General features: G+C 62.8%; 17 protein-coding genes and 1 pseudogene. 11 read left to right on the top strand and 7 right to left on the bottom strand.

The features are described from left to right. Window positions 1–15: 15 nt before the first annotated feature. Window positions 16–1923, top strand: a complete 1908-nt coding sequence (gene pknB / locus KBX18_RS02335) for a Stk1 family PASTA domain-containing Ser/Thr kinase (protein WP_255994668.1) — start codon at window positions 16–18, stop codon at window positions 1921–1923. 40 nt (window positions 1924–1963) lie between these two features. Further along, on the top strand, window positions 1964–2242 hold the full coding sequence (gene crgA, locus KBX18_RS02330; protein WP_255994667.1) for a cell division protein CrgA: 279 nt from the start codon (window positions 1964–1966) through the stop codon (window positions 2240–2242). A gap of 397 nt (window positions 2243–2639) precedes the next feature. On the opposite strand, the gene KBX18_RS02325 is transcribed toward crgA, so the two are convergent. The 3 genes from KBX18_RS02325 to KBX18_RS02315 all read right to left on the bottom strand — a co-directional run bounded on the left by KBX18_RS02325 (window position 2640) and on the right by KBX18_RS02315 (window position 5285). Continuing rightward, entirely contained in the window at window positions 2640–4034 is a 1395-nt protein-coding gene (locus KBX18_RS02325) for an NAD-dependent succinate-semialdehyde dehydrogenase (protein WP_255994666.1), read from the bottom strand. A gap of 69 nt (window positions 4035–4103) precedes the next feature. Next, the gene (locus KBX18_RS02320) at window positions 4104–4751 is read right to left on the bottom strand and encodes a rhomboid family intramembrane serine protease (RefSeq protein ID WP_255994665.1); all 648 of its coding nucleotides are present in this window, start codon (window positions 4749–4751) and stop codon (window positions 4104–4106) included. After that, on the bottom strand, window positions 4752–5285 hold the full coding sequence (locus KBX18_RS02315; protein WP_370687215.1) for a peptidylprolyl isomerase: 534 nt from the start codon (window positions 5283–5285) through the stop codon (window positions 4752–4754). A gap of 123 nt (window positions 5286–5408) precedes the next feature. Between KBX18_RS02315 and KBX18_RS02310 the strand changes: the two genes are divergently transcribed. The 3 genes and pseudogenes from KBX18_RS02310 (at window position 5409) to KBX18_RS02300 (ending at window position 7754) form a co-directional block, all read left to right on the top strand. After that, a complete protein-coding gene (locus KBX18_RS02310) occupies window positions 5409–6236 on the top strand; it encodes a MetQ/NlpA family ABC transporter substrate-binding protein (RefSeq protein WP_005287575.1) in 828 nt (275 codons plus the stop codon). 14 nt (window positions 6237–6250) lie between these two features. Continuing rightward, a pseudogene (locus tag KBX18_RS02305) lies at window positions 6251–6997 on the top strand (methionine ABC transporter ATP-binding protein); the annotation flags it as partial. A gap of 70 nt (window positions 6998–7067) precedes the next feature. Next, entirely contained in the window at window positions 7068–7754 is a 687-nt protein-coding gene (locus KBX18_RS02300) for a methionine ABC transporter permease (RefSeq protein ID WP_005287582.1), read from the top strand. 137 nt (window positions 7755–7891) lie between these two features. Here the strand turns inward: KBX18_RS02300 and KBX18_RS02295 are convergent, their stop codons facing one another. After that, complete coding sequence (locus KBX18_RS02295; RefSeq protein ID WP_005287585.1) at window positions 7892–9364, bottom strand: PucR family transcriptional regulator; 1473 nt, start codon at window positions 9362–9364, stop codon at window positions 7892–7894. 123 nt (window positions 9365–9487) lie between these two features. Here KBX18_RS02295 and gabT point away from each other — a divergent pair, with 123 nt between their 5' ends. The 5 genes from gabT to KBX18_RS02270 are packed head-to-tail and all read left to right on the top strand — an operon-like array spanning window position 9488 to window position 16043. Beyond that, entirely contained in the window at window positions 9488–10798 is a 1311-nt protein-coding gene (gene gabT, locus KBX18_RS02290; protein ID WP_255994663.1) for a 4-aminobutyrate--2-oxoglutarate transaminase, read from the top strand. 37 nt (window positions 10799–10835) lie between these two features. After that, window positions 10836–12293, top strand: coding sequence for an NAD-dependent succinate-semialdehyde dehydrogenase (locus KBX18_RS02285; protein WP_255994662.1), 1458 nt, complete (start codon window positions 10836–10838; stop codon window positions 12291–12293). Window positions 12294–12339: 46 nt separating this feature from the next. Continuing rightward, window positions 12340–13578 carry a hypothetical protein gene (locus tag KBX18_RS02280; RefSeq protein ID WP_005287593.1) on the top strand — a complete coding sequence of 413 codons (1239 nt, stop codon included), beginning with the start codon at window positions 12340–12342 and terminating at the stop codon, window positions 13576–13578. Between the two features lie 18 nt (window positions 13579–13596). Continuing rightward, a complete protein-coding gene (locus KBX18_RS02275; protein ID WP_005287596.1) occupies window positions 13597–14772 on the top strand; it encodes a CaiB/BaiF CoA-transferase family protein in 1176 nt (391 codons plus the stop codon). Window positions 14773–14816: 44 nt separating this feature from the next. Continuing rightward, window positions 14817–16043 carry an acyl-CoA dehydrogenase family protein gene (locus KBX18_RS02270; protein WP_005287600.1) on the top strand — a complete coding sequence of 409 codons (1227 nt, stop codon included), beginning with the start codon at window positions 14817–14819 and terminating at the stop codon, window positions 16041–16043. A 170-nt stretch (window positions 16044–16213) separates the two neighbouring features. Here KBX18_RS02270 and KBX18_RS02265 read toward each other — a convergent pair whose 3' ends face one another. The 3 genes from KBX18_RS02265 to KBX18_RS02255 form a co-directional block, all read right to left on the bottom strand. Continuing rightward, window positions 16214–17119: an Abi family protein gene (locus tag KBX18_RS02265; protein ID WP_005287603.1), complete on the bottom strand. Its 906-nt coding sequence runs from the start codon at window positions 17117–17119 to the stop codon at window positions 16214–16216. 480 nt (window positions 17120–17599) lie between these two features. Continuing rightward, window positions 17600–19852, bottom strand: coding sequence for a 5-methyltetrahydropteroyltriglutamate--homocysteine S-methyltransferase (gene metE, locus KBX18_RS02260; RefSeq protein WP_255994661.1), 2253 nt, complete (start codon window positions 19850–19852; stop codon window positions 17600–17602). Window positions 19853–19861: 9 nt separating this feature from the next. Beyond that, window positions 19862–20824, bottom strand: a complete 963-nt coding sequence (locus KBX18_RS02255; protein ID WP_255994660.1) for a methylenetetrahydrofolate reductase — start codon at window positions 20822–20824, stop codon at window positions 19862–19864. A 420-nt stretch (window positions 20825–21244) separates the two neighbouring features. On the opposite strand from KBX18_RS02255, the gene KBX18_RS02250 reads away from it, so the two are divergent. After that, window positions 21245–21997 carry a hypothetical protein gene (locus tag KBX18_RS02250; protein ID WP_255994659.1) on the top strand — a complete coding sequence of 251 codons (753 nt, stop codon included), beginning with the start codon at window positions 21245–21247 and terminating at the stop codon, window positions 21995–21997. The last annotated feature ends 2 nt before the right edge of the window (window positions 21998–21999 follow it).

Raw genomic sequence — 21999 nt, 5'->3', positions numbered from 1 at the left:
GGAGCCTTGATCAACATGACTCTCATTGGGGACCGCTATCAACTGGGTTACACCATCGGCACCGGCGGTATGTCCGACGTCTACGTGGCCACGGATACGCTGCTCGGCCGCGAGGTCGCGGTCAAGATGCTCAAGCTCGACATGGCGCGCGACGAGAACTTCCGGGAGCGTTTCCGCCGGGAGGCCCAGAACTCCGCGCGGCTCAACCACCCCAATATCGTCTCGGTGTACGACACGGGCGAGACGCTTATCGGCGACACCTCCATCCCGTACATCGTCATGGAACGCGTCCAGGGACGAAACCTGCGGGACATTGTCCACGGCGACGGCCCACTCGCGCCCGAGCAAGCCGCCTCGTTGTTACTGCCCGTCACTCACGCGTTGGCCGCCAGCCATGAGGCCGGCATCATCCACCGCGACGTCAAGCCCGCTAACATCATGGTGACTAGCACCGGCGAAGTGAAGGTCATGGACTTCGGCATCGCACGCGCCCTGGATGATTCCACCGCGGCGATGACCCAGACCTCTGCCGTCATCGGCACCGCCCAGTACCTCTCCCCCGAGCAGGCGCGCGGCAAGACCGCCGACGGCCGCAGCGACGTCTACGCCCTCGGGTGTGTGATGTACGAGACCGTCACCGGTGCCCCGCCGTTTGAAGGTGAAACTCCCTTCGCCGTTGCTTACCAGCACGTGCAGGAAGATCCGCAGCCGCCGAGCGCACGCATCTCAGGCTTGAGCGAGACTGAGGCGATCAACGTCGACTCCGTCATCCTCACGGCCATGGCCAAGCACCCGGCGGACCGCTACCAGACCGCCATGGAGATGGCTGAAGACCTGCAGCGTCTCCAGCGCGGCGCGGTGACCAACGCTGCCCGGAATCACCTGTCGGAGCGGCAGGATGAGACGGAGGCGGTGGTGCCGTCGGAAAGCAGGTATGCGCAGCACCGCAAGGAAACGAAAAAGAACAACTCGGGCATGAAGGTGGCCGCGCTGCTGCTCACCACCGTGATGCTGCTGGGTGGTGGCGCGTACGCGTTCAACAAGGTCCGGGGCGACCGCGAAGAGCAAGCCGCCGCCGAGATGGTGACCGTGCCCAACGTCGTGGGCAAAAAGCGCGAAGAGGCAGTCAAGATTCTCGAGGAGCTTGGCCTGCAAGTCACCGTGAACGAAGCACCGGATCCTGACGTGCCCCGCGGCGATGTGCTGAGCACCAACCCGACCGAAGGCTCGCAGTTGCAGAAGGGCACGAACGTCACGATCACCGTGTCGTCCGGCCGTGAGATCACCGATGTTCCAGATTTGGATGGCCTCACCCCGCAAGAAGCTGCGAAAACGCTGGAAGAAGCCGGCCTGAAACTTGACGACAACCTGAAGCGTGAAAATTCCGACGACGTCCCCGACGGACGCATCATGGACCAGCAACCGGCGGCCGGATCCCAGCTGTCTAAAGGATCCAAGGTTTCCGTGACCGTCTCCAGCGGCCGGGAAAAGGTCCAGGTGCCCTCGCTGACGGGCATGGATATCAATCAGGCGGAGTCCGTGCTGAACTCGCTGGGTTTGAAGTCCACCAAGGTGGATGCTGATTCTTCGAAACCGGTAGGCGAAGTCATCGCCGTCGCTGGGGAAGGCACCGATGTCGACCGCGGCACGACTGTCGAGCTGCGGGTGTCCAACGGCATGCTCTTCGAGCTGCCTAGCCTGGTGCGCAAGACCAAGGATGAAGCCGAGACCGCCCTGCGCTCCTCCGGATGGACGGGCACCCTGAAGCAGGGCAACTTCGTGGACACGCCCGACCCTGCCGACCACGGCCGCATCGCCGGGCACCGACCCGCCTCCGGCGAGGAGATCCGCAAGGACGCCGACATCACTGTCGACTACTGGAAGAACCCCGTCCTCGGCGGAATCGAGGACCTGGTCGGGTAACTGGTAAAGTCACTGCTGAACTAACGAAAGGACGCACGTTATGCCCAAGGCAAAGGTCACGAAGGACACCGCCGCCACCCCGGTGACGACGACGTCCACCGGCGCCAACCGCACCCCCGTCAAGATCAACACCGGCGGCACGCCCATGTGGTACAAGATCCTGATGTTCGGGTTCATGGCCATCGGCCTGCTCTGGCTCGTGGTCAACTACCTCGCCGGCCCGCAGATCCCTGTCATGAACGAACTCGGTGCGTGGAACTACCTCATCGGCTTCGCCGGCCTGATCATCGGTCTGCTGATGACCATGGGTTGGCGTTAACAACCGCGCCACGCTCCCCGGCCTGTCGCCCAGCGCTGCACTCAGCGCTGGTTTTTTCATGCCCGCACACGGTCCACCTTGAGGTTGTGAAACGTGTGGAAATCCCGGTGTGTTGTGCACGGGTTTATCCCCAACTATCCCCACCGGGAAATCCCCAGGACGTGTTACACAGGCCTGTGCACAAACACTGTTGACAAAGCATCGAAGGAGCAGGTCAGGGTTGCGAAAACGCCTTTTCCACAGGCTGTGCAAAGTGGTACGGAAGTGGCTTATGCACAGGATCTTCCACACCCTGTGGATAACTCGGCGGCAGCACATCACAGGGCACAAAAAACTAGCCCCGGCCGTCGCGATGACGACCGGGGCTAGCGAGCTAAACGGAGTGCTGAAACCCGCCTTAGACTGCGGAGTCGGAGCCGGCGATGTAGTAGCGCTGCTTGTTCACGAACTCATCCATGCCCAGCGGCCCGAGCTCACGGCCCAGACCGGATGCCTTCACACCGCCGAACGGCAGCTCAGCACCACGGGCCTGCGGGATGTTCACGTGGATCATGCCGGTGTCGATCTTCGCCGCCACCTTCTTCGCACGCTCCTCATCCTCGGACATCACTGCGCCGCCGAGGCCGTAGCGGGAGTCGTTGGCCAGCTCGATCGCTTCCTCTTCGGACGAGACCTTGTACACCTCGGCGACCGGGCCGAAGAACTCCTCGTAGTAGGAGTCGCTGCCGACGGGAATGTCGGTGATCACGGCCGGGGTGATGTAGGCACCCTCGCCGGTGACCTCACCGCCGAGACGCAGGTTCGCACCTTCGTCAACGGCAACACGCAGCTGCTGGGAGAGCATCTCTGCAGCGTCGCGGGAGGACAGCGGGTAGTACTCGTTGCCCTCGCCCGGGTTCAGCGGGTCACCTTCGGTGTAGGACGATGCCAGGTCCACCAGGGCCTGCACGAACTCGTCGTAGATGTCCTCCATGACGATCATGCGCTTGTTCGCCGTGCATGCCTGGCCGACGTTGCCGACGCGCTTCTGCCACGCCGTTTCAGCTGCGGCCTTCACGTCGGAGGAGTCCAGCACCAGGTATGCGTCGGTGCCGCCGAGCTCGAGCACGCACTTCTTCAGTGCCTGGCCTGCCTGCGATGCGATGGCACGGCCAGCGGTCTCGGAACCCGTCAGGGACACGCCCTGCACGCGGTCATCCTCGATCATGGTGGAGATCTGGGAGTGCTGTGCGTACACGTTCGTGTACAGGCCCTTCGGGGCACCAGCCTCGTCGAAGATCTTCTCAATGGCCGCTGCGGAGCGCGGGCAGATTTCGGCGTGCTTGACCATCACAACGTTGCCGGCCATGAGCGCCGGCGCTGCGAAGCGTGCGACCTGGTAGTAGGGGAAGTTCCAGGGCATGATGCCCACGATGATCCCGAGCGGGACCTTACGGATGATGGAGGTGCCGCCCTGGTTGTTCGGAATCTCCTCGTCAGCACCGAACTGTGCACCGTTGTCGGCGTAGTAGTTGAAGATGTCGACGACATCGTCGACCTCGCCGTCGCCCTCAAAGACGGACTTGCCCATTTCTTCTGCGATGATGTTGCACAGCTCGGCGCGCTTCTCGTCGAAAAGCGATGCGACCTTGCGCAGCACGTCGGCGCGCTCTTCGAAGCTCTTCTCGCGCCACTCCTTGAACGTGTCGTTCGCAGTGGCCAGTGCCTGCTCTAGTTCGTCGTCGGTGATGAAGTCGAAGCTCTCGACAATTTCATTGGTTTTCGGATTTTGTACGCGAAACTTTGTTGGCATGTCAGCCACTGTATGAGCGTTAGCGAATGTTCGCCATGATTTTCTTCACGCCCGGCTTGATCAGGCCTTTCACGCCAAGACAGGTGCTGCGATGGCCATGGCGGTGATTGCTAGGGCGGCAACAACACCCCACCACTGGGTGCGTGTTTCGCGCGCGGTCAGAGGCGCAGCGATGAGCGCCCCAGTGACCATTCCGCCCAGGTGACCCCATAGGCTCACACCGGGCATGACCAGGGTGAACACGAGGTTTCCGGCCACGAGGACGAGTGGGGCGCGCAGGTCAGCTCGGTTGCGGGCGGCGATAGCCACGAGGATCGCCATCAAGCCGTAGAGCGCGCCGGACGCGCCAGCGGTCGGCTGGGCGAAGCCGAAGAACAACACGGCGGCTGACCCGCCGAGGATGCAGGCCAGGTACGCCGCTACATACGGGCCAGTGCCGACGAACCGCTCGACCACCGGCCCGATGAACACGAGCACGAGCAGGTTGACCACCAGGTGGGAGATGTCGACGTGCAGGAACCCCGACGTCAGGGCGCGAAGATATCCGAAGGGGGTGTCAACGACCAGGGGTCCGTAGAGGACGAAGGTCTGGCCGAGGCGGGAGGCCCAGATGACGTCGCTAAGCGACCGCGCGTCAAACGCAGAAACCGCGAAAACCCCCGCGCACAGCAACGCAATGACTGCTGTGGCGGGGGCGCCGTGAAGGAGTTTACGCACCTAGGCGACGGTGACGGACTCAATGACCACGTCGGACACAGGGCGGTCCATGCGGCCGGTCTGCACGTTGGAGATCTCGTCGACGACCTTCTGGGACGCCGGATCCGTGACCTCGCCGAAGATGGTGTGGCGGTTGGTCAGGTGCGGGGTCGGGGCAACGGTGATGAAGAACTGGGAGCCGTTAGTGCCCGGGCCAGCGTTAGCCATGGCCAGCAGGTACGGGCGGTCGAAGGAGAGCTCCGAGTGGAACTCGTCGGCGAACTGGAAGCCCGGGCCGCCGGTGCCGGTGCCGGTCGGGTCGCCGCCCTGGATCATGAACCCCGGGATGATGCGGTGGAAGATTGCACCGTCGTAGAACGGGCCGTCCGTGGTGCCGGAGGCGTTCTTGGTGGAGTAATCCTGGGAACCGTCAGCCAGGCCGGTGATGGTCTGAACGGTCTTCGGCGCGTGGTTGCCAAACAGGTCAGCAACGATGTCGCCGTGGTTCGTGTGGAAGGTGATGGTCTGGGTCTTTTGTGTCATGCGAACCAGGATACGCGTCGGGGCGGACATCCGTGCCAGCACCAAGCTAGACAGATCTGTCTTGTTTAGGCATACCGTACGGTTTAGTATTAGCATTCAGCTACAGCACTTTTAGAAACGTGAAAGGACCCCAGAATGTTCAAGAAGATCGCTGCCGCCGTGGCAGCTGGCTCCCTCGTTCTTGGCCTCACCGCATGCGGCTCCAGCGAGAGCACCGATGCGGGCGACGACAAGACCATTCGCGTCGCAACCTCCCCGGGCCCGTACTCTGAGCTCTTCCAGGACGGTGTCGCACCCATCCTGGAGGAAGAGGGCTACACGGTCGACGTCCAGAACTTCACCGACCTCACCCAGGCCGACACCGCTCTCGCGGAGGGCTCCGCCGACCTCAACGTCGAGCAGCACACCGCGTGGATGAACGTGTTCAACGAGGAAAAGGGCGCAAACCTCACCTCCATCACCGAAGTTCCGACGGTGCCGGCGGGCCTATACTCGGAGAAGCACAAGTCCCTGGACGAGGTCGCTGACGGCCAGACGGTCGGCATCCCGCTCGATGGCTCGAATAAGTCCCGCGCACTCCACGTGCTTGTCGACGCAGGCTGGATCACCCTCCGCGACGACGCCGACGAGACGTTGCTCGCAGAGTCGGACATCGATGAGAACCCGCACAACCTCGAAATCAAGCCGATGGACTCCGCGAACCTGTCGCGCTCCCTCCCGGATCTCGACTGGGCCGTCATCCCGGGCTCGATGAGCTACTCCGCCAAGCTCGACCCAAACCTGCAGGTCTTCCAGGAGGAACTGCGCCCTGAGCTGATCCTCGTCGCGGTCACTACCGAGGACAAGAAGGACGCTCCGTGGGCGAATGCTGTCGCTGAGGCGTACCGTTCCGACGAGTTCAAGGAGTTCTTCGACTCCCAGAACGAGAACGATTACTGGTTCCTGCCCGACTCTCTGAAGTAAGCGAACTGACTTCCATGACTGACGCTGTTGTATTCGACCATGTCGGAAGGGTGTTCCCGACGCGGGATAGCTCCTTCGCCGCCCTCGACGACATCAGTTTCACTGTCCCCGAAGGCAGTGTCACCGGTGTCGTGGGCACCTCGGGTGCCGGCAAATCCACGCTGATCCGGATGGTGAACGGACTGGAAACCCCGAGTTCCGGCGCCGTCACCGTGAACGGACAGCAGCCGGCTTCCTTGAGCACGTCCGAGCTGCGTGAGCTCCGCCGGAAAGTCGCCATGGTCTTCCAAAGCGTCAACCTCCTGGAAACGAAAACGGTCGCGGAGAATGTGGCCACCCCGTTGAAGCTGACCAAGACACCGAAGAGTGAGATCGAAAGCCGCACTGCTGAGGTGCTTGAGCTGGTCGGCCTCACCGACCGCGCCCAGCACAAGCCGCGGCAGCTCTCCGGCGGTCAGCGTCAGCGCGTGGGCATCGCCCGCGCGCTTGTCACGGAGCCCACAATGCTGCTTTGCGACGAGCCCACATCCGCCCTCGACCCCATCACCACCTCCCAGATCCTCGACCTGCTCCGCAATATCAACGAGGAACTCGGAGTGACGATTTTGATCATCACCCACCAGATCGACGTGATTGCCCGCTTGGCCGACAACGTGGCGGTGCTCTCCGAGGGCCGTCTTGTGGAATCCGGCCCAGTGGCACAGGTCTTCGCGGACCCGCAGCACGAACTGACCCAGAAATTCGTGGACACCGTAATCCCGCCCGAACTCGATGCCACCGCGCGTGAGGCTCTCTCCCGCGCACTGGTGAAGAATAGCGAGATGTAACAGCATGAATCAGCTCAATACGTGGTGGCGCGACACCACTGGCTCCCGCGTCACTCCGGAGATGTACCTCGACTCCTTCGGCGAGACCCTCTACATGGTCGGCATTTCTCTGTTCCTCGGCGCATTGTTGGGCATCCCGCTGGCGCTCGCCTTCGTGATCACCCGGCCGGGCGGTTTGAAGCCCAACAAGGTTGTCTACGGCGTTCTCAATGTGGTCGTGAACATCATCCGTTCGCTGCCGTTCATTATCCTGCTGGTGGCTATTTCTCCGTTCACCCGCGTGATCGCGGGAACCGCCATCGGCACCACCGCGGCGCTCGTCCCGCTGACCTTGTACATCGCCCCGTTCATCGCCCGCCTCATCGAGCAGTCCCTGCTGGAGGTCAACCCCGGCATCACCGAGGCTGCCGATTCCATGGGCGCCAGCCTCTTCCAGACCATCAGATACTTCCTCCTGCCAGAGGCGAAGTCGTCCATCATTCTCGCCGTCACCACGGCAACGATCGGCCTGATCTCCGCCACGGCGATGGCCGGCACGATCGGCGGCGGCGGCGTCGGCGACCTTGCTATCTCGTACGGCTACCAGCAGTTCGACTCGATCGCGATGCTCACGACGGTGGTGCTCCTGATCATCATCGTCCAGGCCATCCAGTCTGTGGGCAACACGCTCGCCCGTCGCGCGCGGGCGTAGAGAGGTAGTCATAGCTAAAGAGTCGAGGGTCTAGTGGATCTAGATTCCAGACAGCCCCAGCCCAGGCCACAAAACCCCAGGTCAGTTTCGCTTGCTCTGGCAACTGATCAATCTAGATCCACCATCCCAGCACCCCCTCACCCCGCCCCGCCCTCGAACGCAGTCATGGCCAGGTAGGCCTCGCTGAAGTGGGCGGGGTTATGTAGGTCGATCTCGCACAGTTTCTCGATCTTGGCCATCCGGGTCCGCACGGTATGGCGGTGCACACCCAGAGCCTCGGCGGCCTCGCCCAGCCGCGCACCGTGACGAAGAAAAACGGCGAGGGTGGTCTCGTAATCTGTCCCGTAGGCGGCATCAAAGCTGATCAGCCGGCCGAAAATCTCTTCGCGTCTGGCCGCGAGCGCGTAGGCGACGGTGGGGTCGCGCAGCCACGGAAGCCCCGAATCATTGGCGCGAGCCACATCGCCAGGCCGCAGAGTCCGCGCTCTGGAGACGAGCTGATTCACGTGGTCCAGCGTCAGCCGGGCAAGCAGCACCGGTCCACCTGCAGCGATGCGCACGCGGCCGCGGTGCTCACCGAGGGTGCCGAGCACATCGCGCACGGTCACATCGGGGCGCACCACCATCAGGAAGGTCGTTTCATCGACCTCGAGGACATGTAGTAGCCGATCGCTTTTCGACGTCTCCCTGTCCAGCCGCTCCACCACCGCCTGCATCCCGCGGGGCGATTGCGCCGCGATGACGATCGGCCGGGTGAAGCCTTCCCGGTCGACTGGAGTGTCAACGGCACCGGAATAGAGCTCCCCCTCATCCGTGATGCCGAGGCGGATGCGCAGCGCGAAGGAATTGAGCTGGTTATGGATCCGCCGCAGGTGAGCCGGGCGCGATAAAAGGGTGGCTGCTAGGCCGGCGTAGTGGCGGATGAGAGACCGGTCTTGGTCTGTGAGCGTGCGTGTGGAGGTCACATCGACCGTGTACGGCCGACCGTCGGTGGCGGACGAGCTGATGCGGTAGGAGCTCGAGTAGGTCTTTTTCATCGCGTTGAAGGCCCGCGAGACTTGCTCGGCGATCAGAAGGCCGTTGGGGTCTTTGATGGTCACACGGGCCTCGAGGGTGGTGGCGGCATCGCGCGTGAGGGCTTTGACGTCGCCCGCGGTGGCGGTCTGCGTGAGCTTCTCCTGGGAGTGGAGCAGTTGCTGGTGCAGGTAAGCGCGCTTTTCCTGTTCGGCGGTGGAGCGGCGGTGCTGCTCTTCATGGACGGCGCTCAAAATCCGGGCGAACGGCACGGGCCGCGACACTTCGAACAGGCCCACGTTGTTCTCCCGCGCGGCGTCCACGACGGCATCTGGGATGCGTCCGAAGACGGTGCTGATGCCGAAGCCGACCGCCACGGTGCCCTGCTCCGCGAGATGCTCGACATGTCCGCGCAGGCCATCGGAGTTGTCACGGAATGCAGCGCCAACGGTGAGCACGAATGCTTCCTGCTGGATGAAAGACCCCGGGGTTTCCAGCTCGTTGATTTGCACGACGGTGAAAGAGGGCTTCGGCGGCGCGACAATCTCGGTCAAGCCGAGGTGTTGGCTATCGACGAGAAATGTGAAGGGAAACAACTCATAGTCTCCGTTCTGTATAAACTCACGTCTCTATTTCGCCACACTGTACATGACGCGGGTCACCTTCTTCGCTCCATACTGTTTTGTCAACAAATAGTTACCGGTTTTGAAGGAGTGATCATGCAGGACCTCACCTACCGCCTACCCCAGGAACGCCGCGTCACCAGCGCTCCAACTGACGGGGAGAACGCGCGCTTGAATGAACGCCGGGAAGAAGCCGTCGCTCGTGCAATGGCGCCGGGCCTGCCGCGCTACATCATCGACGGGGACGGGGGCGTGCTTATCGACGCCGACGGTAACTCCCTCATCGACTTCGCCTCCGGCATCGCGGTGACCTCGGTCGGTGTCTCCAATCCCCGGGTGTCTGCGGCGGTCGCAGACGCCGCGCAGAAATTCAGCCACACCTGCTTCCTCGTCACCGGTTACGAAGGATTCGTGGCTGTCTGCGAGAAGCTTAATGAGCTCACGCCGGGCGATTTCCCGAAGAAGACCGCGCTGTTCAACACCGGTGCGGAAGCAGTGGAGAACGCGGTGAAGATCGCCCGCGCCCACACCGGGAAATACGCGGTGGCCGCCTTCGATAACGCCTACCACGGGCGCACGAACTTCACGCTGGCCATGACAGCGAAGAATAAGCCGTACAAGGATGGTTTCGGGCCGTTCGCCTCGGATGTCCACCGCGTGCCCGCGTCGTACCCACTGCACGACGGGCTGACGGGCGAACAGGCGGCGGAGCGAACGATCCGCGTGCTCGAAACGCAGATCGGCGCGGACAACCTCTCCTGCGTGGTGCTTGAACCGATCCAAGGCGAGGGCGGATTCGTCGAACCAGCGAAAGGGTTCCTACCAGCGATCGTATCCTGGTGCCGTGAGAACAACGTCGTCTTCGTCGCCGACGAAGTCCAAGCTGGCCTGGCGCGCACAGGCGACATGTTCGCCTGTGACAACGAAGGAATCGAACCCGACCTGATCACCACAGCCAAGGCGATCGCAGGTGGCCTGCCTTTGTCTGCTGTGACCGGCCGCGCGGAGATCATGGACGCGCCCGGACCCGGCGCGCTCGGCGGCACCTACGCCGGAAATCCACTGGCCTGCGCCGCAGCGCTGGCAGTCTTCGAAGAAATCGAGGACAACGACCTGCGGAGCCGGGCGAAAGAGATCGAGTCGCTGATCCGGGCGCACCTCGAACCACTCGTGGATAAAGAGAAAGTGCGCGAAGTCCGTGGCCGCGGCGCCATGATCGCCCTCGAGTTGGACACCGGCGAACGCGCAACCGCCGTCGCCAACACATGCAAGGAGCAGGGCGTTGTGACGCTCACCTGCGGCACAGACGGCAACGTGATCCGCCTTCTCCCGCCGCTGGTCATCCCGGAGACTCTGCTCGTCGAGGGCCTAGAAATCCTCGTTGCCGCCGTCAGGAACACCTTCTAAGCACCGCACCACGCACACACCCAAGGAGTTGACCGACATGACACTGACCACCGATCAGCAGCTGCCGGATAACCTGCCGCTGGATCCGCGCGCCGACACGTCTGCTCAGCGCGAATCGTTCACGGTGGTGAACCCGGCGACGGAGGAAGGGGTGGCAGAGGTCGCGGATACGCGTGCGGATGATTGGCTCGACGCGTTGACCCGCGCCGTAGATGCGCAAGAGAAGTTCAGCGCATTCACCCCGCGCCAGCGCGCCGATATCCTGCACGCAATCTACGAGGAAATCCTTGCGCGCGAGGATGATTTCGCGCGCACGATGACGATCGAGATGGGCAAGCCTCTCGCGGAGGCGCGCGGGGAAACGGCGAATACGGCGGACTATTTCCGCTGGTTCGGCGAGGAAGCGGTGCGAATTCCCGGCCGTTACGCCCAGTCGCCGTCCGGTGCCGGGGACATCGTCGTCTCGCGCGCGCCGGTGGGTCCGGTCCTAGCGATCACGCCGTGGAATTTCCCGCTCGCGATGGGTGCCCGCAAGATCGCGCCCGCGCTTGCGGCCGGCTGCCCAGTGCTGGTCAAGCCCGCCAGGGAGACTCCGCTATCGATGCTGCTGCTCGGCCAGGTCATGTGGGACGTGCTGGAGCGTTTCGACGCCCCGCGCGACCTCATCCACGTCCTCCCCAGCACGACGTCGAGCGAGCTGTCGGACACCCTGATGGCGGATGAACGCCTGCGGAAGATCACATTCACCGGCTCGACGAAGGTGGGCAAGATCCTCGTGAAACAGTCGTCGCAGCACCTGCAGCGCGCGTCGATGGAGCTCGGCGGCAACGCCCCGTTCGTCGTCGCGGAGGATGCCGATATGGACCTCGCGCTGAACTGCGCCATGCAGGCGAAACTGCGCAACGGCGGCGAGGTGTGCGTCGCTGCCAACCGCTTTATCGTGCACGAATCGATCGCCGCGGACTTCGCAGAACGACTCAGCAAGAAGATGGACAAGGTCGTCATGGGCAACGGGCTTGACGACGGCACCACCCTCGGCCCCATGATCACCGCCGCCCAACGCGACGGCATCCACGACCTGGTCACCGAGACCGTCGAAGCCGGTGCCACCGTCCACCGCGGCGGTGAGGTCCCGGACCGGAAGGGCTTCTTCTACCCGCCCACCGTGCTCAGCGGCATCCCCGACGGGGCGCGGATTTTGCGCGAGGAAATCTTCGGGCCGGTCGCGACAGTGACCACGTTCAGCACGCTCGACGAGGCGATCGAGAAGGCCAACGACACCGAATTCGGTCTCGCGGCCTACGCGTTTTCCGAGAACACGCACACCTGCAAGCGCTTCGCCAAAGAACTCGCCGCCGGGATGGTGGGAATCAACCGCGGCATGATCACCGACATCGCCGCCCCGTTCGGCGGCATCAAGCAATCCGGTTTCGGCCGCGAAGGCGGGACCGAGGGAATCGAGGAATACCTGGACATCCGCTATATCGGCTTCTAAACGGCCGGATCCCCCCAGCAACTCCCGCATAGAGAAAGGTTCTTTCATGGGACTGAGAGTGTTCAATATCGCGATGGCATTTGTCGGCGTGCTCGTCGGCGCCAGCTTCGCTTCCGGCCGTGAGACATTGCAGTATTTTGTGGCCTTCGGCAACTGGGGTGTGCTCGGCGCGATCATTACGGCGCTGGCACTGGCGCTAACTGGCTTCGCCATGCTGCAGCTAGGCAGCTACCACCGCGCCACCGAGCACACGAGCGTGTTCGACGAGATCTCCGGTCCGATCGTGTCCAAGATCCTCGACGCCGCCACCCTGGTCTGCCTGTTCTGCATCGGTTTTTCCATGTTCGCCGGTGCGGGCGCCAACCTGAACCAGCAATTCGGGTGGCCGGAATGGGTCGGCGCAACCATCATGCTGGTCTTAGTGCTGCTCACCGGCCTGTTGGACGTGGAGAAGGTGACGGTGGCGATCGGTGCGCTGACCCCGCTGATCATCATCATGATCGGCATCGCCACGGTGTGGGCGATCATCAACGCCAACCCGGACTTCTCCAACCTGCACGAGCAGGCTACCCAGGTTCCGACGACACTGCCGAATTGGTGGGTGTCCGCGATCAACAGCATCGGCCTGCAAGTTATCGTCGGTGTGTCCATGGCGATCGTGATCGGCGGCAGTCTCTTCGACCCCCGCGAAGCGGGCCTCGGCGGCCTCGCCGGCGGCGCGTGCTTCCTTTTCCTGCTGGCCATGCTGGTCACCGCGCTGTACTTGAGCGTGGACACTGTAAAGGACCAGGAAATGCCCACCCTGGCGATGGTCACTGACATCCACCCCATCCTCGGCCTGGTCATGACAGTGGCCATCTACGGCATGGTCTACAACACCGCGATCGGCATGTTCTACGCCTTCGGCAAGCGCATTTCACGCAATAACCCGAAGCGCTTCTACCCCGTCTACGTCGTCACCGCGCTTGTCGGCTTCGTTCTCAGTTTCATCGGCTTCAGCAACCTCATCGGCTGGGTCTACCCCATCCTCGGCTACATGGGGATCCTCATCATGGTCATCATCGGCTGGGCCTGGTGGACGCACCGCCACGACCTGCGCAAGGAGATTTCCCTGCGCCGCGAGGCACGGCGCCTGTTCCGCCGCCACGGCAGCGCGGATGCTCTCCCCGCGGCGGACAGGAAGAAGCTCGAGGAATCCGCCCGCAAATCCAATATCGAAGACCACGAGTTCATTGGGGAGCTGGAGCAGGACCTGGAGTCGTCGATAAGCGAACAGCGAAACTAAAAAGGAGACCGTAAGAAAATGGCGCTACAGCAACCACAAGCCGGCCCCTTAAAAGGCATTGTCGTCGCGGATTTTTCGCGCGTGCTCGCTGGGCCGTATGCGACGATGCTGCTCGCGGACCTCGGCGCGACCGTGATCAAGGTCGAGGGGCCGAATGGCGACGACACCCGCGGGTGGGTGCCGCCGAAGCGCGGCGATGTGGGCACGTACTACCTGTCGATCAACCGCAACAAGAATTCCATCAAGCTCAATTTGAAGGACCCGGACGACCTGGACACGGCGTACGCGATCATTGACCGGGCGGACGTGCTGATCGACAATTTCCGTGTCGGCAGCCTTGATAAATTCGGGCTCGACCCAGAGACCGTGAGAAAACGGTGGCCGGAGCTCATTCACGCGAAAATCACGGGCTTCGGCTCGCGCGCTGGGGCGCAGCTTCCCGGCTACGACATGCTCATTCAAGCGTCCAGCGGGTTCATGTCCATGACGGGCTCGCCCGACGGCCCGCCGCAAAAAGCAGGCTACGCATTCATCGACGTCCTCACCGGGCTGCACACCACCGTCGGCATCCTCGCATCGCTCTTGCGCCGCGAACGATTCGGCGGCGGCGGGGAGACGATCCGCACCAACCTCCTGTCTGCGGCCCTGTCGTCCATGGTCAACATGACATCCGCCGCCGTCGCCTCCGACGCCGAGATGACCCGCACGGGCAACGACCACCCGTCGATCTTCCCGTACGGCCCCTTCCCCGCCAAGGACCGCGAGCTCGTCATCTGCGTCGGCAACAACAAGCAATTCGCAACGCTTGTCAACGGCCTCGGCTCCCCCGAGCTTGCCGACGATCCCCGCTTTGCCACCAACGAGCAGCGCAATGCCAACCGCGAGGAACTGCGCCCGATCCTCACCGAACTGCTCGCGTCGAAGAACGCCGACGAATGGATCGACCTGTTCCGCGCCAAGGGCCTTCCCATCGCACCCATCCTGTCGGTGCGTGAAGCCATCGGCTTCGCCGACGACCTCGAGCTCGAGCCCGTCGTCGAAATCACCACTAAGGACGGCACCGACCGCGTCCCCTTCGTCTCCAATCCCCTCGACATGAGCTCCGGCGGCATCACCTACACCAAGGCCGCCCCCGGCCTCGACGAAGATCGCGGCGACGTCCTCGAGTGGATCGCCCAAACTCCTGCCAAATAACCGCTTCCATCTCTTCAGCCTCTTCAACTTCCGAAAGGAACCTCATGACCTCCGCATCTCCCCTCGCCACCGACCTCATCAACTTCGACAGCCTGCTCTCCCGCGATGAAATCGAATGGCGCGACGATATCCGTTCCTTCGTCGAAAGCGAGATCAAACCCCACGTCGGCCAGTGGTACGAAGACGCCCACGTGCCCTTCGAACTCATCCCCCGCTTCGCTGAAAAAGGCATGATCGGCGCACACCTGTCCGGCTACGGCTGCCCCGGCCGCTCCGCCGTGGACTACGGCCTGGCCATGCTCGAGGTCGAAGCAGCTGACTCCGGCCTGCGCACCATCTTCTCCGTGCTCGGTTCGCTGGCTATGACCTCGATCCACCTCAACGGCACCGAGGAGCAGAAGGAGAAATACCTGCCCAAAATGGCTGCCGGCGAGCTTCTCGGCGCCTTCGGCCTGACAGAGCCCACCGCCGGTTCCGACCCCGCCTCCATGACCACCCGCGCCACCTACAAGCCCGGTGAAGGCTGGGTGCTCAACGGCGAGAAACGCTGGATCGGCCTGTCCCACTACGCCGACCTGACCATCATCTGGGCCAAGGTGTCCACCGCCGACCTCGAAGCCGCTGGTCTCGACGGGTTTCCGGAGGGCCGCGACGAGACCATCGCCGGCTTCATCGTGGAGAAGGACACCCCGGGCTTCGACCCCCAGCAGATCGACAAGAAACTGTCCATGCGTGTTTCCACCCAGGCACACATCTATATGAAGGACGCTCTTGTCGGCGAAGACAAGATCCTCTCGGGCCGCTTCGGCCTCAAAGCCCCGTTCATGTGTCTTAACGAGGCCCGCTACGGCATCGGCTGGGGTGTGCTCGGCGCCGCCCGCGACTCCATCGAATGCGCCCTCGCTTACGCCAAGGAGCGCACCCAGTTCGGCAAACCGCTCGCCGGTTTCCAGCTCACCCAGAAAAAGCTCGTCGACATGGCCGTTGGGCTGAACCAGGGCTACCTGCTGGCTCTGCACATCGGCCGCCAGAAAGACGCCGGCACCCTGGACATCTCCCAGATCTCCGTGGCCAAGCTCCAGAACACCCGCACCGCCATCGAGATCGCCCGCGAGGCCCGCACCATTCTCGGCGGCAACGGCGTGACCCACGACTACTCCCCCATCCGCCACGCCGCCAACCTCGAATCCGTGCGCACTTACGAGGGCACCGACGAGATGCACACCCTCATCCTCGGCCAGAAGATGACCGGCATCGGCGCGTTCGCGTAGGGGCCCGTGGTGGTGGCCCGTGGACTCGTGGATCTCGATTACCTAGTTACCGCAGCCACTAAATCTGACCTGGGGTTTTACCGGCGGTCAGTGGTGTGGATGTAATCGAGATCCACGCGGGTCCACTGGAGCGCACGGCCGGGGCCATCCTTCAGGAATCAAAAGAGCCCTTAAGAATTCTGCGGATCGGATATCCCTCGACGAAAAGCCGGCTTTCCAGCTGCAAGTTCTAGATACTCATCGAGGAAGCCCACACGCATGCCAGTGCGGAAAAGGAAGTTATCCAGGGCAACGATTGTCGCCATCACGGAGTTTGGTTCATAGGGTTCACCTAAGGTTCGTTCGGCCCGGTTCTTCGCACTCGTTGGCACTTTCGGCTGGTCAAGAACGAAACAATTCCACAAGCGTGATGAGTGAGCACACTTATTCCTCACAAAGGTGAAGGAACGCAGCTGGCTGGCAAGAAAAGGTTTACCAACCCCGAGGGTAGAACAAGTTTCTCCATACACAGCACCAGCGTCATTCCTGTAAGTGATCGCCTTAGAAAGCGTTCCCAACGAGAACGTTTCAACGGCCACCCACACCGGTACGTCTCTCAACCAGGCAGGACCCCTCCCAGCTGCATCTTTGCGGTATTTACTTATATACGGCTCCTTCGATCGTTGAAGCTCACTAGCAATCAGTTTGTGCGTCGGCTTCACTGAAGGATCTTTAGGCAGCTTGTAAGACGTGGACCTAAGGAAGCTTTCGTACGGACCATGTTTCGCGCCCTCACTCAGAGCGAACGCGGTTCGAGTAGAAATCTCAGCGAGTTGGATCCCGTCGAGCAGGAGAGACCTCAAGCGTGCATCCAATTCGTACAGATCGACGATTTCATCCCACGTAGCACCAGCAATGAATTCATCTTCACCATGCGCCAAGTCCTTTTGGAAATAGCGCATATAGCCAGAGAAACGGTAGTAGTTATTCCGTTCCAGGAAACGAGCGACGGCTTTCTCGGATGGGATGCTAAGTCCTCGATCCTTGATTTTCTCGACCTGCTCTTGGACCGACAGGTAGTCTTTCCGCCTGTTCACAGTGCTAAGAATAACAAGCCCCCCTCTCATATTGCGCTGTTCCGATGAGAAGCTTGGAGGGGGTCTCGATTGATTAAAATACTACCCAATCTGCACAAATAGAGCAATGCACTGCGTAGGTTTCGTTACATATTCAGCACCGACGAGATGCACACCCTGATCCTCGGCCAGAAGATGACCGGCATCGGCGCGTTCGCGTAGGGGCCCGTGGTGGTGGCCCGTGGACTCGTGGATCTCGATTACCTAGTTACCGCAGCCACTAAATCTGACCTGGGGTTTTACCGGCGGTCAGTGGTGTGGATGTAATCGAGATCCACGCGGGTCCACTGGAGCGCACGGCCGGGGCCTGGAGCCCCTTCTCCAAAACGACGGAAACCCCGGGAAACCATGTACACGGTTCCCGGGGTTAGCCGTTTGAAAGTGGTTGTAAGCCTCGGAGGCTCAGGGGCTCGGACCTTAGGGGCCTGGGACCTTCGAGTCTTAGAGGCCTCCGACGACCTCGTCGCGGGCGGCGACCATGTTGGCCAGGGCCGGTTCGACCTCGGCGTAGCCGCGCGTCTTCAGGCCGCAGTCCGGGTTGACCCAGAGGCGGTCGGTCGGAACGTTCTCCAGGGCGGCCTTGATGAGCTCGACCATCTCTTCCTTGGACGGGATGCGCGGGGAGTGGATGTCGTAGACACCCGGGCCGATCTCGGCATGGAAGGTCTCGTCGATGTCCTCGAGCAGCTCCATCTTGGAGCGTGCGGCCTCGATGGAGGTGACGTCGGCATCCAGGCCGGCGACGGCATCGATGATCTGGCCGAACTCGGAGTAGCAGAGGTGGGTGTGGATCTGCGTGGTCGGCTGCGCCTCCAGGGCGACGAGGCGGAAGGCGCGGACGGCCCAGTCGAGGTAGGCCGGGCGGTCGTCGGCACGCAGCGGCAGCAGCTCGCGCAGGGCGGGCTCGTCGATCTGGATGACGTTGATGCCGGCCTTCTCCAGGTCGGCGACCTCGTCGGCGAGAGCGACGCCGATCTGGTCGGCGGAGACGGACAGCGGCACGTCGTCACGCTTGAAGGACCAGGCCAGGATGGTCACCGGGCCGGTGAGCATGCCCTTGACCGGGTGGTCGGACAGGGACTGCGCGAAGGCGGACCACTCGGTGGTCATGGCCTCCGGGCGGGAGACGTCGCCGACAACGATCGGCGGACGGGTGCAGCGGGAGCCGTAGGACTGGACCCAGCCGTTCTCGGTGACCACGAAGCCGTCGAGAAGCTCAGCGAAGTACTGCACCATGTCGTTGCGCTCCGGCTCGCCGTGGACCAGGACGTCCAGGCCCAGGCGCTCTTGGAGCTCGATGACCTGCTTGACTTCCTGCTTCAGAGCCTCGGTGTACTGCTCATCGTTCAGCTCACCGTTTCGGTGCGCCGCACGTGCCTCACGGATCTCCTTGGTCTGCGGGAAGGAACCGATCGTGGTGGTCGGCAGCGCCGGCAGGCCGAGCTCCTTCTGTGCTTCCTTGCGCTCGGCGAACAGCGGCTGGCGCTGGACCTCGCCGGTCGGCAGGTCCTCAACACGCTTGACGACGTCCGCGTTGTGAATACGAGTGGACTCTGCACGCGTGCGGACAGCCCGGTCAGAACGGCCGAACGCCTCCGGTGCGTTGCCCTCGCCGGCAACGAGAGCTGTGATCTCTTCGATCTTCTCGTCGGCAAACGAGAGCCACGGTGCGACCTCGACTGGGATGTTCTTCTCGGCGTTCAGGGTGTGCGGCACGTGCTGCAGGGAGGTGGAGGTGGACACGTGCGGTGCGTCGGCGGTGCCGAGCTTGCCCAGGACCTCGACCTTTTCGCGTAGGTTGGCGGCCCAGACGTTGCGGCCGTCGATGAGGCCGGCAACGAGGGTGGTGCCATCCTGGACGGCTGCAGCGACACGCTGCGGGTAGTCCGGGTCAGCGTCAAGGGTCCACGGGGACAGGTCGACGTGGAGAGCCTCCGGCTTCACCGATGCCAGGGCGTTCAGGCCCTCGCGCAGCGAGCCGTACGGGGTGGTGATGTACACATTTGGACGCTGTTCAGCGTCCAAAAGACGGGACCAAGCGGACTGCGCGTACTTCGCCAGCTCAGCATCCGGGGTGGACAGGTCGGCGACCAGTGCGGGCTCTGCAACCTGGACCCACTCAGCGCCGGCTTCCTTGAGGGCGGCGAAGACCTGTGCGTAAGCGTCGACAAGCTTGTCCAGCAGCGACCACTCGACCGGCTTGGCCAGCGCGAGCAGGGTGATCGGGCCGACGAGTGCCGGGCGGACAGCGTGGCCAGCCTCGCGGGCTTCCTCAACCAGGCGGACAATGCGCTCCGGAGCCGGGGTGATGTCCTGGCCAGCCTCAACCTCAGGCACGAGGTAGTGGTAGTTGGTGTCGAACCACTTGGTCATCTCCAGCGGCACACGGGTGTCGTTGCCGCGGGCGAGAGCGAACTCCTCGTCCAGGTCGGTGCCGCCAGCGATCAGGCCGACGGTCAGGCCGGTCTCGAGCACCTGGTCGTAGTACGCGACATCCGCCGGGATGGCGTAGTCCTCGGTCAGACCGAGGTCGCGCAGGTGGTTGTAGGTGTCGATGCGCAGCGCGCGCGTCGTGGTGCGGAACGTGTCAGCGTCAATGCGGCCGGCCCAGTAGGACTCCAGCGCGCGCTTGAGCTCGCGGTTCGCACCGATGCGGGGGTAACCCTCGATCGTTGCCTTAGGGAAATTCGTCACAGTATCTCCTTAGTTGGTTGGTTTCTCAATGCCGAGCCTAGACAACAGGTCCTCGGTCACCGCCAGGTTGTTGTGGGTGTAGATGTGCAGACCGCCAACGCCGGCGTCGAGAAGCTTCTGCGTGAGCTCAACAGTGAGCTGCATACCCGCCTCATACTCCTCCTCCGGCGTACTGGCCGACGACAACGCGTCAACCACGGTCTGCGGTACCTCAATCCCCGACAGCACGCCCATGCGCTCGACCCGCTTCAGGCTGGTCATAGGCATGATGCCGGGGATGAGGGGGATGCGCACGCCAGCCATGCGCGACTGCTCCGCGAACTGGAGGTAGTCCTCGGCCGCGAAGAACAACTGCGTGATGGCGAAGTCCGCGCCCAAGCGCTGCTTCGACAGCAGAACGTCCAAGTCGAGGTCCGGCGTCGGCGACTCCGCGTGGCCGGAGGGATAGCACGCCACCGACAGGGCGAGCTTGCCCGCGGCGAGGCGGTAGGCGTTCTCCTCCTCGATCTCCTGGATGAGGGTGAGCAGCTGCGTCGCGTACTGCAGGTAGCCCTCCGGCAGGCTGGTCTCCCCCTCCGGGAGGTCGCCGCGCAGGGCGAGGAAGCCGCGCACACCAGAGTCGATCAGGCGGCGGATCCAGTCCGCCAGTTCCTCCTCTGTGCCCGCTGTGCAGGCCAGGTGAGCGATGGTCGGTAAGTTCGTCGACTCGGTCAGGCGCGCAATGAAGTCGGCCGTGCCCTCTAGCCAACCCGAACGCCGTGAACTCGTCACAGCAATGTAGTCGGGTTTGTAGGCCGCCAGGCCGGAAACGAGGTCCTTCAGTTTGGCCTCATCAGCATCATGGCGCGGAGGGATGAGCTCGAAACTCAAAGCCGTGCGCGCAGGCGTGCGAACCGGCTGTTCCGGTGCTTCATCGAGGGGATCCAAGGGCGCAGACGCCGACAGCCTCGACGAAAAATGTCCTTCAGACAACGAAGGAGTCCTTTCGTCCTAGTCGGTTTAGGTTTATCTGTTCAACGTTTCCGCTTTAGCGGGGCGTTGAACTGGCTGGGCTCAGCACTTGGAAAACTGTGTGTGAATGTAACCCCCGGGCTGCGGGGCGATCAAAAGGTCAGCGGGCGGGGCGGGGTGTTCGTGCTGGTTGAGGGGGTTCCCTGCGTGAATTTAATTCGGCTTCCCGGGCGGTTGAGCGGTGCGGAAATGGACCGAGCGGTCCAGATCGCCCGGGGCCGGGCGGAATAGAATTTTACTATCGCCTTCTAGGCCGAAAACGGGCCGAAATAGGGCCGGAGAACGCGCAAAAGGCGATACTAAAACTCTATAGACGGCGAGAACCCGCAGACATACCTACTGTGGAGGGCAAAGTTAACTCTCCGAAAGGTGACCTACACCATGAACCTTCGCAATATCCGTCTGGCCATGAAGGTGGCCAACCACTTTTACGGCCAGTACCGCGACCTGAACCAGGCTGAGAAGCGCAACGTCTACGAAGCAGTGCGCGTTCTGGCCAACCCGAGCCGCGGTGTTGACGCAGACGACCTCAAGGACATTGACAACATCGACGACATCATTGACGAGTCCCGCTTCAGCGAGGCCCGCCGCGAAGCCGGTGACATCACCCGCGCCGCGCACGCCCGCCTGGACCGCCGCCGCGCCCAGTTCGACTCGGACCAGCTGGGCAAGCGAGTGTTGAAGAACGCGGAGAAGACCGCCAAGAAGAACAAGCGCAAGAAGCAGGCGAAGGGCATCGGCGCAGCGACCGGCGTGCTTGCTCTCCTGGCCGCGATCGGTGGCGCTGTCTGGTACTTCTTCCTGCGCGAGGAGCCGAAGCAGGCGCCACGCAAGGACCACCGTCCGGTGAAGAAGACGGACGAGCACACCAATTCGGACGGCTCTGTGACCCACGTGTACTCGACCACCACGAGCCAGCGCACCCAAGCGCAGGGTGAGACAGCCGACAAGATCGGCAGCGGCAACCGCGTCGAGAACGAGGCCGCTGGCGCTCACTCGGCTCACGGCCCGCTGTCGGAGGAGCCGGCGGAGCGCGATGAGGAGCTTCTGTCCTCCATCGATGAGCAGCTGTCCACGCTGGACACGCTTGACGACGATCAGCGCAACGCCACCAACCCCCGCGGCAACCAGTAACG

The organism is Corynebacterium sp. CCUG 69979, assembly GCF_024454095.1.
GTDB lineage: Bacteria > Actinomycetota > Actinomycetes > Mycobacteriales > Mycobacteriaceae > Corynebacterium > Corynebacterium genitalium.
This window is presented reverse-complemented; position numbering and strand designations above follow the sequence as displayed.